This is a genomic window from Anaeroglomus insulsum (genome assembly GCF_050689095.1).
GTDB lineage: Bacteria > Planctomycetota > Phycisphaerae > Sedimentisphaerales > Anaerohalosphaeraceae > Anaeroglomus > Anaeroglomus insulsum.
In genome coordinates, this window is sequence record NZ_JBOGCL010000008.1 from 1 (window position 1) to 13,239 (window position 13,239).

9 protein-coding genes are annotated in these 13,239 nt (G+C 49.4%); 4 read left to right on the plus strand and 5 right to left on the minus strand.

Features of this window, described 5'->3' with window-relative positions; genetic code table 11:
* Positions 1-3,501: LamG-like jellyroll fold domain-containing protein (locus tag ACQ9LF_RS08240; protein ID WP_462488911.1), on the minus strand; the 3,501-nt coding region annotated here is incomplete at its 3' end.
* Between the two features lie 696 nt (positions 3,502-4,197).
* Between ACQ9LF_RS08240 and ACQ9LF_RS08245 the strand changes: the two genes are divergently transcribed.
* Complete coding sequence (locus ACQ9LF_RS08245; RefSeq protein ID WP_462488912.1) at positions 4,198-4,764, plus strand: sigma-70 family RNA polymerase sigma factor; 567 nt, start codon at positions 4,198-4,200, stop codon at positions 4,762-4,764.
* A complete protein-coding gene (locus ACQ9LF_RS08250) occupies positions 4,748-6,022 on the plus strand; it encodes a hypothetical protein (protein WP_462488913.1) in 1,275 nt (424 codons plus the stop codon). The genes ACQ9LF_RS08245 and ACQ9LF_RS08250 overlap by 17 nt, the downstream gene beginning before the upstream one ends.
* Before the next feature lie 19 nt (positions 6,023-6,041).
* On the opposite strand, the gene ACQ9LF_RS08255 is transcribed toward ACQ9LF_RS08250, so the two are convergent.
* The 4 genes from ACQ9LF_RS08255 to ACQ9LF_RS08270 form a co-directional block, all read right to left on the minus strand.
* Positions 6,042-6,833 carry a type II secretion system protein gene (locus tag ACQ9LF_RS08255; RefSeq protein ID WP_462488914.1) on the minus strand — a complete coding sequence of 264 codons (792 nt, stop codon included), beginning with the start codon at positions 6,831-6,833 and terminating at the stop codon, positions 6,042-6,044.
* A 180-nt stretch (positions 6,834-7,013) separates the two neighbouring features.
* Positions 7,014-8,681, minus strand: a complete 1,668-nt coding sequence (locus ACQ9LF_RS08260) for a cysteine peptidase family C39 domain-containing protein (protein ID WP_462488915.1) — start codon at positions 8,679-8,681, stop codon at positions 7,014-7,016.
* A 33-nt stretch (positions 8,682-8,714) separates the two neighbouring features.
* On the minus strand, positions 8,715-10,007 hold the full coding sequence (locus tag ACQ9LF_RS08265; protein ID WP_462488916.1) for a hypothetical protein: 1,293 nt from the start codon (positions 10,005-10,007) through the stop codon (positions 8,715-8,717).
* A gap of 305 nt (positions 10,008-10,312) precedes the next feature.
* Entirely contained in the window at positions 10,313-10,618 is a 306-nt protein-coding gene (locus ACQ9LF_RS08270; protein ID WP_462488917.1) for a hypothetical protein, read from the minus strand.
* A 465-nt stretch (positions 10,619-11,083) separates the two neighbouring features.
* Here ACQ9LF_RS08270 and ACQ9LF_RS08275 point away from each other — a divergent pair, with 465 nt between their 5' ends.
* Together ACQ9LF_RS08275 and ACQ9LF_RS08280 are read left to right on the plus strand one after the other, a co-directional pair.
* Positions 11,084-12,703 (plus strand): flagellar hook-length control protein FliK, encoded by a 1,620-nt coding sequence (locus ACQ9LF_RS08275; protein ID WP_462488918.1) that lies wholly within the window; start codon positions 11,084-11,086, stop codon positions 12,701-12,703.
* Between the two features lie 101 nt (positions 12,704-12,804).
* Positions 12,805-13,071: a hypothetical protein gene (locus ACQ9LF_RS08280; RefSeq protein WP_462488919.1), complete on the plus strand. Its 267-nt coding sequence runs from the start codon at positions 12,805-12,807 to the stop codon at positions 13,069-13,071.
* Positions 13,072-13,239 lie beyond the last annotated feature (168 nt).

Here is a 13,239-nt window from a genome sequence, read left to right on the forward strand (position 1 = left end):
CTGTCCGTCGATAACACTGATAGAAGGGCTGTCCGGACCCTGCCAGCCCACAGCGATATGGTCGCCGCCGGCGTGTTCCTTTTGCAGGGCGCGGATGTAATACTTCTGCCCGGCAACGAGCGTTTTGGCGGATGATTTCTGAGAGGCATATTTGGTCCATTCCCGAACCCCGGTGTAAGCGGTGGAGTAAGCAATTCTGGAACTGCTGGATGGGCTGCTGTTGGGGCTAAACCACAGCTCAATGCCGTCATCTCCGGAGATGTAGAAGTAATAGGTACCGCTGGTTTTGGGTGTCAAATAGCCTTCCAGACGCGTACCATAATAATCCATGACATTGGTCGGGCCTTCAAAACTGTTAATGTATTCATATATATCCGGGCTGTTGGGATATTTGGCTGCACTGGTCAGATTGCTGACCGCTTCGCCGCTGATGCCGGTATAGACCTGTCGGGTCAGTGAGCCGGCTGCCGTAAAGTCCCAGACCGGGCCGGTCAGGAGTGACCCATCCGAAGTAATCGTATCGACACGCCAGAAATAGCGTTCTCCGAGTGTCAGTTCGCCGGGATTGAATTGGGGTATTGTGCGATACCCCATGTATTCGGCACTGGCCGGTGTTGCCCCGGTAACTGCGGTCCGGTCGGTTCCCATATAAATCTGATAACCGACTGCGTTTTCACCGCCGCTCCATTGGAGCATCGTCTGCTGGGAAGCGCTGCTATGTTCAGCGGGCTTTGGAGCATAAGCTTCGGTCAAGCCGACCATCAGGTTCTGAATCTGCTGTTGGGTCAGGACCGTATTGAAGATGCGGATGTCGTCCATGCTGCCCTGGTAATACGCATCCGATGACCAGTTGCTGCGGCCAATATAGCACTGCGTGCGGTTGACTTTGGTCGGAGCGGCAGAGGTTCCGCTTTTGACCAGAACACCGTTTTTGTAAAGCTTGACATTGCCCGAGGCGTCCAGTGTGGCAGCGAAAAACTGCCATTGATTCAATTCGATGGCATTGGTGGCCCGCACTATACCGCCGCTGGAAGAACCGTTGTATGATTCAAATACCAGATCATTGGTGGATGAATAGCGTGCCAGGAGCAGGTTATTGGCGCTCGAACCGTTGCCAAAATCAATAAAGCGTGCCCAGCTCTTGACCGCAGTCGGATAGGCCCACAGGCATACGGAAAAACCCGGGCCTGGGGTGATGACGGACTTGTTGAGCTTGATGTGATCACCCATGCCGTCAAACATCAGGGCTGAGCCCAGTGTACCGGCTGTTGAATTCAGGTCAAAGGACATGGCGTTGTCTGTGTCGTTATCCACAGTGGAATCAGGGTCTAATGAGGTGTCGTCGATATCGGTATCGGAGAGGGTGCCGGAATTCGATAAAGGGCCGCTGTCTGAGGCAAGGGAACCGGTGATATCGTCGAATCTCCAGTGTCCGATCAGGGTTGTCGTAACGTCCAATTGCACGGCACGAGTATAAGCAATGTTGTTGGTTGTGTCGGTGAATAGGATGCTGCCTGAATTCAAGCCCGCCGGCAGAGTGTCGGCTGCAGCGGCGTTGATGCTGACAGTGACCGTTGCGGACCCGCCGGCGGCAAGGGTGCCGCTGGTGGGGGACAGATCAAACCAGTCTGTGGTTTCTGTGGCAGTCCAGGTCAGGGCTGAAGACGTATTATTCTTGATCGTATAAGTCCGACTCACTGCCGAGGGAGTCTGGCCCATGGTTTTCATTGCATAAAAGGCATCCGTGGGGGCAACTGTGAAATTGGTCATATCGTAGAACAGACGAACAGAGGGGTCGCCATAAATGACATAGCGGGTAAAGTTGCTCCACAGACCCGGCGTCAGAGTCTGGCGTACGGTTCCGAGTGCCACCCCGCAGGTATCACCCCGCAGAATGCGGTCGGCAAATTTATAGGCAAAGCCGCCGTTGCTGGTGGTGTTGGTAAAGCTTTTTTCGCCGACATAGTACCACGAGTTGCGCGTGGCGGCGTGGGTCACAACGGCTCCCTGCCGCAGCAGACGGTAGGCCAGATTGTTGCTGTTTTCAGGATATGCATTCAGGCACGACCCCTGCCAGGTTACAGCAGGATAGGTATTGTTGAGGGTACTGGCATCGCTGCTGCTGATTACACTGGCGGCGAAATCCTGGTTGCCATGGGTCTGCCAGGATACCAGGCCGTATCGTTCGCTGGCCCAGGCCTTCGCAGGGGAAGTGCCTGCCAGAAGTGCTTCCGGCGGGGGAAGCGCATCATAGTTGTCTTCATAGATGCGGTACGACGGAATAACGCGGGGTTCCAGCAGATTTTTTTTAATCTCTTCGCCGAGCTGATAGCAGGGCGTGGAACTGTCCAGCGGAACCATCGGCAGCAGAACGTTCCGGCGCCAGTTGGTGTCGGTGGAGTTCTCATAGTCCATGGTTTTCTGAAGGATACTGTCCAGGTACGTTACCGACGAATCATAGTTCGGAATACGACCGACAATGACTTCCCAGTAACGGTCGCTTTCTGAATCGCTGTCCAGAAACCAGAAATTGTAATCCGTCGGAGCCCAGTCATCTTCCGAGGTGGCGTAACTGTTCTTGAACATTGCGACGTTGCCGCTGTCAGGATTGGGATTGCCAATCAGCAGCACGTACAGCAGGTCTTTGCTCAGGTAGTTGTTCTTCAGCCATGTCCGAATATTGACCGCACTGGTGCTGCCGGTGCCGCCGCCCCAGCCGTCACTGGTTACGCCGGTGTTGGTACAGGTACACAGTGTTTCGGTGACCACGTAAACCGTGAAGCCGCGATTTTGTTTATGGGTGATAAACGAGGCCAGTTTGGTGCTGTTGTTTTTGAGGGTATTGGTAGTGATAATCGCATAACCGGTCGAGTTCACACCTGCTTGAGCGGCATCCAATGAGGATTCAGAGGTGGCATAGGTGGTTAATCCAGACGAGTCGGTACCCGCTGCGGCTGCCTCATATTCAGCTAAAGCGTCCGAAAAGTTTACAGCCAGGTGCCCCACGCGATCCCGACCGCGGCGGTCGTGTTTAAGCCGCCCGATCCTGGCCGGCTGTACTTTCCGCTTGTAATCAATGTTCACCTCAGACGATTGGAGTTTGAGCAGTTCCCCGGTAACCGGATTATATCGCACCAGAGGAACTGCAATTTCGGCCAGCTGCCATTGGCGAAGCTGGCTGGACTGGACGACTCGGCATTCTTCATAGGGCCAGAACGTATTGGATTGATAGATTTCAATATCTTTTCCATCTACAATAGTTTTGTCGGCAGGCCAGACAACAATCTCGTTATTCTGCTCGTCACGTGTTGCCGCAGGGGGCATGGGGGGCACGGTCCAGCCGTTTCCCAGAGACTCATACTGAATGGAAAGAACCTGACCTGTGACAGAGGATAAATCTGCGTTCGGCGGCAGCAGTACAGTGAATAGTGTCCAGGGTATTTGAGGCTGGCCGGTCTGGCTGAGATACTGGACGTGATCGTCCTGGAAACTCGAGAACACAGGCTCACCCGCGTCATTGGCGGTTACCGTGAAGTCTGGTTGAATTTGGGCGGCTTGATGTTTATTTTGTCCGGTTCTAATAAAAATAGAGGCTGAAAAGCTTGTATTTGAGAAAAATAAAATCCCAATGAATGCCAGCTTGCACCCGATGCGAATTAAGCTCATTTTTCCTCCATAAAGTATTGCTTCCAATGGCTATGTTTTATTTGAAATAATGGAAGATAATTCATTTAAGTCTCTTTGAATACGTCTATTTCGGCTTTTTTTTACCTATAAAAAACGAACCATTTTATTCCAAAAGAAGAAATTTTCAGGCTGCCCCTGGTCGCTGCGCAGAATTGTCCAATACCATGGTAGATTTGTCCTATTATACACCAAAATAAAAACAGGAAATGGCAAGATAAAGAGAAGTTGAAGAAATTTCACGAAATCGTTTTTTTTCTTATCCCCATTTTGGGTTTCTCAGGCGGCTTTATAGTACGGGCCTGGAGAGAATTTGGTCGAATGCAAAACCAGAGTTCATCCCTTACAGGTATGCAAAGTGATTTCACGGAGTTCGACCAGAGTGGATTTCGCTGCGGGAGCAAACTCAATAAGTAGATAACCTATTAAATTGATTTTTATGAAATGATTTACTATGATTGGGACAGGTAATCTAATGTTCTGTCAATCCGAGAGAATGGGATATAACAGCAGGTGTCATCGAAAGATACAGGCCGGACAGATGATGTCTATAAACAGGTTGAAGCGGCGCACAAGCTTATTGCTGAGCACGGGGCGTTTATTCGGTCTGTTATACGATATGCGTTATCGGACTCTCACGATGTGGATGATTTTTTCAACGATTTGTTCTTGTTTTTTGTGTCCAGGCCCCTTCCCGATGATATTCAAAATTTGAAAGGTTATTTGTATAAAATTATCATCGATAAGGCAAAAGATTACAGGAGAAGAAATCTCCGATATCGGCAGGTCATTAAGGGTTACGCCCAGGATCGATCGGATATCGATAAGGCCAATATGATGGATGTTACATTAGATGATGAAAGGATTGAGCGGATTTTGAATGTGCTGGACAGACATTTATCTCAAAAAGAAGCTCAGGCGATTCGGTTGCGGTATCGTGAACAGCATACGATTGGGCAGGTAGCTGAATTGATGAATGTTAAACCACAGTCTGTTAAAAAATATGTTTCGGTGGGACTTAAAAAAATTCGAACCCTGTTAGGGGTCCAGGAAAGGGCTGGTTATGATGAGGGAGAATAGTCCATTATGTGTAGAGGCGTCGACCTATTATTATGACACCCTGTCCGGCCATCATTCAGATATTCCGGCTGCGATACAAGCCCATATTGCCGGATGTTCGGTGTGTCAGTCGGAAATCCGCAGGCTTGATGACTGTCTGCAAACGCAGGGGGATTCGAAACCAACCCGGTTGGATGTGCAGTATTTGGCAGTGCATCATCGCCTGCTGAATCAATGGGTCTGCTGTGATAAGGTCAAACCCTTTCTGCCGCTGTTGAGTGTTTCAGGGCAGGCATTGGAGATGCTGACCCCCGTGACGGCCCATCTGGAGCATTGTGATGTCTGTCGACATCAGCGTGATCGGCTTGCAGACTTGCGATTATCCGCAGAGCAGACTGAACAGGCGGTTCTTTATCTGGCTGGACAGCCGCTTGAGGCAGCGTTGCCTCAGGAGATTCAGGATGTGCTTGAAGCAATCCGAGATTCTGAAAACTCCGGCATAGCTACCCGGGTGGCATTGGATTCAGATGGACAGATTCAGGTCGAGGTTCAACAACAACCCGTCCTCAGGAAACCCCAGTACGCTTCACAGCAGGGCGGACGGAGTTCCGTTCGGCTCTGGATTCGAGCCGGTCTTGCAGCCAGCATTCTGATGGCCATTTCGATCTGTTTTCTGTCGATTCCTTCGGCCCAGGGGATTGCATTGCGACAGGTCTATCAGGCGGTCGAACAGCTTGTCAATTGCCGCATCCAGATTTTTGTGCCGGAACAGACGAAGCCTTATCAAACCATTTTGTTCTCGCGAGAGCTCCAGATTCAAATGTATCAAAATCCCGACAAAACTACGCTTTGGGATTTAGATCATAAAACCATGTTGAATTCCGGTTCCGGGGTGCAGGAGCCTGTCAAGCAGACTTCACTTCCTGCCTTGCAGGCTGGCCAAAGGGGATTTGGCTTGATGCCGTTCAACAGCCTCCAGGAACTGCCCGCATCCTATTCCTGGGTCCGGGTGGAAGGACTTGACGATATCCGCCCGGGTCAGCAGGTCTATGATCTGCAATGGGGACAGGCGGATCGGTCGACGGGGCAGGTTGTTCGTCGGTGGCGTGGATTTCTCAATGCATCTACGCTTCTGCCGGAGCGGATTGAATGGTGGGAACAACTTCCGGGCCAGCAACAACCGCAGCTCATCATGCGGATGGAGATCGATTATCCCGATACTGCGGTCCTTGCCGACGAGATTCATAAAGTCTTTCCCGAGTATAAGACTCCGGAATAAGAATCGTTCAGATTCGAACTTATGGGGACCAGTATCGGTAAGTCGATTGGGTTTGGGTTTCAGGCAGCGGTTCGACTGCCAGCGACTGTGCATCCAATGCACTGGCGTGGCCGTCAAAGAATCCGATGTTTACGGTTGTGCCCGGATGACGTCCCAGGAGAGCATCGTCTTTGTTCTGGGCAGCTATGGCTTTTCGTTGGTTGACCGAGGTCAGCCCCGGCACATAAAACCAGGGATTTCGTTGAGGATTCTCAAACCCGTACGATGGGTCAGATAAGGTTGCTTTCCAGCTTATCAGGCTGTATCCGGCATCCATCACCAGGATCACTTCAGACGGACCGCGAATCTGGGTGGGTGTAAGCGGTTTCCCGGCGAACTCTGTTGTTCGGGATGAAAGGGGGGATGTTTTACAGACCGAGGAATTGACGCCATAATTCCCACACAAAATACCATCTGCGATATCGTCTTTTGAGCTGGGACAATTCATAATCGTCATCGGCGACAGTGGGTTATTTTGACCGATGAGCTCAAACCACCACTTGCCCGCCCAGTCTTTCATCTTATCACCCACGAATTTCTCGGAGGTACTAGATCGTATCCAAAACGAATCGAAAAATCCATAGGGATAGCTGGCATATTCATTTGCATACGCATTGAGCACCATGGAAAGCTGGTGAAGATTGGAGGTACAGGACAAAGACTGGACTTTTTGCTTACAATGCCGGATTGCTGGAAGGGTGATTCCCACTAACCCGGCAATCATTGCAATCACGATCAGCAGTTCAATCAGTGTAAAAGCTTTGCGACTCATTTTGTCCAGTTTGGTTTCTCAAAAAAAGGACCTGTTTCCGATACTATATCAGATACAGGTCGGAAAATTCAAGTCTGGACAAAAAATATTAAGGGTGGCTCTAACAATTGCTTTTGAGCGGTAAAGAGAAGATTTTTGTCCGCCAAAATGAATTTTTAGAGGAACCCATAAGACCAGGGGTTATTGACAGGCTCGAATATAGCGGCTGTACCAGTGTCCGGTTATATCGCAGATGTCAGGATTCATAGGATTGTTAATACAATGAGTATAATCATATCCAATATACGGGTATCCGTAACACTCTCCCCCATTGGGGTCTTCCTGGCATCCAAATCGCTCAAAGATAATATAATAAGCCCCGCCGCAAAGCACCCCAACCTTGGGCGGACACAAGATCCGGGTTCCGGTTTGAAGTAAATCCGTGCAGGAGTATCCAACCGGGTCGCCGCCGAGAATCCGCTGTTGTGTTATCAATGAGATGGGATTGACTCGCTGGGGCAGATTTTGGGGCTGGTCGGAGACCAGCAGGGCCGTGCCGACTGTCCATTGTTTTTTGAATTCACTGATGGGGGTACGGTAATAGAATTTACGATTGGTCAGGTCGATAGACCAGACGTACTGATCGTCGATATGATCCAGGATGATGTAATGGCTGGATACGGGCAGATGCAAGACGGCTTGGCAGCGATGAGCCTGCCGAAGGGTTTCCAGGTCGGTTTCCACGGCCAGGCAGGACAGGCCCGCCTCTTCGAGGGTTTGCTTGAGCTGGAACAGACTGGTCATCTGGTTTTCAGAGGAGGCTATCCGGCTTAACTGTTCTGCGGACACGGTACGGGCGAACTTTTTGGCCACATAAGAGGCCGCTACGGAGGCACAGTTGGGATGAGCCGTGGGGGATTGAGACAGCAAAGCGAGTTTTTCTGTCAGGAGTTCATTGATTTTTGCTTTGTCGGCAGCGTGATACTGGATGGAGCGAACAAGGGGTGAAGGCTGCATCTCCACCAGTGTTCCCGTCTCGAATTCAATGGTCAGAGAATTGCTGTCGGGGATCTGAGGTGTAATCACATTCAGCTTCCAGTCATCGTAGGAACTGAGCTGAAGACCGTAAGGCTGCTTTAAAAATCGCTCGATTGTGATAATCGTCGGGACCCACGTCTGGTTGATCTGGACATAATTCCGGTAAGTTTGTCGTATTTTGGAATATTGCGGATCTTCCATCTCAAAGGTCATGACGCTGTACTGCCGGGCCGGATCAAGCAAAAACGTCATCTGAAACTGACCTGTAGTTGCCGGCGGGGTAAGCTGAAGCCTGATGGTGGTCCGTCCGTCAAGGACCTGTTCTGTGGCACTGGCGGTACATCGGGAAAGATTGGTTTGTGTGTAGAAACCATACCCCCACGGAATGATTCCGGCACTGAAGGGGCTGCTGACGAACTCGGGCGAGCTGTGTTCAATCATCGCCTGTCCGGCGGATTTGTAGTAGCGGATGGACTTGCTGCCGTCCCAGCCAAAAATGCGATGCTGATTCGCCTGGACATCAATATCTCCGGAGAGTTGGTAGGTAGAACGGATAGACTCGGTTGTGTTGGGATCCGCATGTTTGAGCAGGATTTCCCAGCGGTACTGGGTTCCATTGCTGGCAATGGTTTCCGACGATTCGAGGAGGATTTTTTCGGCATCGTGATATTCCAGGTGGCTGGCCTGAATGGTCCCGGCCGCAAGCCAGGTCTGTCGCGGATTGTCAGTCAGGGTTTTAAGAATTGCGGCCGTTTCAGTGGACGACAAAGTCCGGTCGGCCCAGAGAATGCCGTTTAGGCAAAGCATTAGAATGGCTGTATATTTAATCATAATTCACCTTTTCTAAAAAAGTTATATCCGGGGTTATAATTGATTTGGATCCGCAGAGCTGATGACGGATTCAATAAACGAATTCCATTCCTCCGGGGCGATGCTGGATTGCAATTCTTCGCTGCTGTCATAAATGTCTTCCAGTAGTCCCACGGTTTCGGTAAGCGAAGCGGAGGACGCCGGCGGCAATACCTGATGAATGAGCAGCGATTCCAGTCTGGCCGGATAGTCGTTTTGGTTGATGACCGACAGAACCACATCGCCGGGCTGGTTTGCGGTATAGACAAAACTGGCCAGCGCACCATCGTCAATAGCTTCCCATAGGCTGACGCCCAGCAGATAAATGCCTTCCGGCTGTGTATAGCCCGGCCCGAAATAATCGAACCACGTATCTCGCGGAGTAAACAGGATTTTTGCTGTACCGATGTCCGGGTTATTGGGGTCCCGTTCGGTGTTATCGATGCTGCCGAGGTTGGGATCAGAGATATCCACTTCCAGCGAGAAGAGATTTACGCTTTCGCCGTTGGTTTGCTGGGTCAGGTAAAGAGTCCTGCTGGAACCCACGAGCATGGTGATTTCCGGCAGATCGTTGGCATCCCGGACGGCATATACGAGGTTGGGTTCCTCCGGCATAGTCTGTACGGCCCGCTGCCAGTTGGGGGTTCCCCACAGCCAGTATTCGGCAAACAGCACAACGTCATCGATCCCGACCTGTCCGTCCTGATCGATGTCGGCACCATTGCACCAGGATGGCTCGGTGCAGTCCTGGGCGAGCCACTGCCGGGAAAACAGATTAAAATCCTGAAAATTAACCACTTCGTTATGGTCTAAATCCCGATTGGCAATATTTTCAAAAATGATGGATTGATTCGGATCCGGTACGGTCCAGGACAAAGAGTGTTGAAAAAAATCCACCTTGCAGGTCCCCGGTTTGTCCGCCCGGTAGTCCACCACAAACCAGTGTCCGGCACTACGCTGGGCCACATCATTATAGAAGTCAAATCCTGACATGGCGGAATCTTTCCATTCCAGAACACGAGCCTCAGGGCCGGCCGCCTCCAGATGACTGCCCGTCCAGTCTCGGGAGTTGGGGTCTTTTTCCCGACCATGCAGAGAACCGTAGCTGCGGTATGCGTTTGTGATAAAGAGTCCGCCGCTCCATAAATCATTGGCGTCGGAGTAGATCAGAATGGGATATTCTTTACCGACCATAATGTCGCGAAATGTCAATGCGGACAGATCCGCGTTGCACGGACGCACAAAAACGGCGGCTGTACTCCACCCCCACAAACATCCCAATCCAAGCAATAACATGATTCGTCTCATATCAATCCTGTCTTCCAAAAAAGGTTAAAAAAAAGAAATGAATCTGCTTGCCGGGGAGACCTGGAACACAATGTATAATATGCAATTCCCGTCAGATTCATCACTCTCCTGAGTCCTTATCCTACATTTATATAGCCGATAAAGAGGCCTAAAAAGTGGATACAAAATTAAAAATTATTTCATAGGAAAACGATTAGGATGGAGTAGGTATTTTTACCGAATCCGACTTGTTTGATGAGGATAAGTCGCGGTCATTCCAAAGGTATCTGATACTCGTCCTGAAAAAAACACAGGCAGGGGCTGGCTTAAAGAATGGTGGTAACGGGAGTGCCATTTTCAGCAATTTTTTTCAAAACCAATCCGGGAGTTTCCGGAGGATAACCCATGCCGCACAGATAATGATCTGTAAATTCTCCAGTTAAAGCTTCCCGGACACCCAGCGGGCGAGGTTCACATCGCAGCCACCCCTCAGGATTAACCTCGAATACCTCAATTCCAGCCTCGGCTAAAATCTGGGCGACACGATAGATATTAGATGGTGTGGATTCAAGATCAGCTCTTCGCCACAGATAGCACGCATATTCAAACCCAAGCACAAATTCAGTCTTCATAGAAGCAGGATCCATCCTCTCGTTGTGGCCGTCATACGCATACGTTGCCCGGTCGAATAATCCCTGTTTTCCGGCCAGGGATTTGGCTCAAAACAGATCCCTCAGGGGACCGACCCTCATCTCCCCTGAGAGAAATTCTATGATGCCCTTCTGCCGCTTAGACATAAAAATGCCGTCGCACACGCTGAAAAAGTGGATAGGTTTTTTAAGATTTTTATCGATTTTCAAAAATATATCCAGATATACAAGATATTTATATGCGAAATAGGAAATGTTTACCTTTCATACAGATATTATTTCTCCTCAAATGCACACCCAGATCAACAGCGGAAATCGCGGGTTGTCCAGAAACGTTGTTAGGTGGCTCAATATAAACAAGTTATGAGTGTATTCAATACAATGCTGATCGACCTGGCATCAAAATTGCTACACCTAATATCGTCTATCATTTATAGGGAACATATTATGGCAGAAATGGCATTGAATTTAAGTCAGATTCTAAATCAGCCGGTACGGTCGGGCGGAGATACAGTGTCTACGGAGTCATTGCGTAAATCGGCCGTTGAGAAACCCACATCTTCTCCGGAAAAAGCGGTTGCGGAGCCTGAAGCCGACTCGGGTAGCGACAGTTCAGATGCCAAGGAAGTGTCGGATTTCAAGCGAATCTTAAAGAGACGCTTGCAGAATCCCAACAATATGGACTCAAAAAGTCCTGAAAATCCACAGCAATCCTCCGCAGTGGATCTGCAGGTAGTAACATCACGTGATGGACAGGCCGGAAAATCAAACCCAATATCCGATACTCCTACTCCGACTGCCCAAGCGTCTGTACTGAATCCTGCGTTGCAGATGCGGGGGGATTATCTTGTTGAGCAATCCCAGGCCGGATCGCCTTCTAATTCTAAACAGGATTATGTACATCCAGTTCATTACACCATGGCTCCAGCTCCGGCACAAACAACCAAAGTTCTGGATTCAAATATCCCCCAAACTCATTCAAATGCTCAGATTTTGAGCCCTTCTCCCGAAACAATTATGAGAAAAGCCGGAAATTCGGAGCTGCAAAATACATTAATTGATGAGAAAAAGGGGGGTGTTTCCGTAGTCAATAAAAATAATGAAAATATAGTTCCGCATATCAAAATCGCCAAAGATGCAGTTCCGACCATCCCGACAGGTCAGCCGGACAATCAGCTAAAAATCAGCGGGGTTGTGGTGGAAAACCAAACCTCAGACAATAAAACGCTATACAATCAAGCCTTACAAAACCAGGCAGCTCAAAATCAGATCGAACAGGTACCCTCTGTATCATCACACCCTCTGGAAGCCAATGGATTAAAGAAAAACACGATACAGAACTTGTATAAGCAGCAAAGCAGTCTCATTGAGAAGGCTGATTTTGCTGGCTCTGTATCTGCGAATGAAGGGGTTGAGTCTGGTCATAACAAGACGGCAATGTTGACTAAAAATGTCGCATACGAAATCGCTCAGCCCCATCCTGCACATCAGATTGCGACTCATAATGTCGTAAATATACATTTACACTCTGAAACAGGGGATGTTCCGAGCGCCCAAGTTACGGGAAGCCAGCCGGTGCAATCTTCATCCTCAACCCTGTTCCAAAAACCTATTGAGCAGGTATTGAATGCAATTCCAACGACGATTACGGGTTCCGCTCAGCAGATACGTGTGTCGCTCAGTCCTGAAGAATTGGGTTCGGTTCGCCTTACATTTAGGCAACAAGATGAGCAAGTAGAAGGACTTATAGAAATTCAGAACAGCGAGGTCCGTAAAGACATCGAAAAGAGCATTCCTCAGATTGTTGCTGCCCTGGCAGAAAGCGGCGTGACGGTTCGTCGGATTGAGATTATTCCGATGCAGAATACCCCTCAACAGCAAAATGAGTCCTTTTCACAGGGATTCAGTGCCGCCGACCAGCAGCATCTGGCAGGTCAGGCCAATTATCATGCTCCAAGGGGATCGGGTTTGTCTTTGGGTTCCGCTTCGGTGACATCGCCGCAATCTGCAATAACTCCATCCTCAGAGAAGGATTACGATCCTAATGCCCTGAATATGTACGCGTAAGACTCAAGGGATAAAAATATTTTAAAAAAAGCTAAAGTTCGGGCCCAACTCTGCGACAATAAATAATGAAAAGCGTAGTTTGCGCTTTCAGAGATAAAAAAATGCAGATTAATCCCGATACAAAGCAGATTCTCGGTCTTTCAGAGCCGCTGTATCAAAAGGCGGCTGGAAGTCCAAAAAAGATTGATCCTCTTGCGGCGGCCAGCGTAGAATCCGGCCTGGCACATTACCTCGAAAAAGCACAGGAAATCGCTGCGGAGGAATCGATTGATTTGGAGCACATCCGCAAAGAGCTTGAGTCTGGCCTATATGATAGGCCTGAAATGATTCGAGCCGCCGCACAACACATTGTCCAATTTGGCATCTAATTTCCATCTCCCGTTTCAGTCAGTCCGTTTTGGAAACCCGATCCCTGTTGCAAAATCGGGGCAGTCTGGCCATAATCCCGCAATTGTGAATTTAGCGAACAAAATGATAATAAATATGCTAAGAAATGTCCTGATAATTGATTGCTCTCTTCAGCATGCGGCTACCCG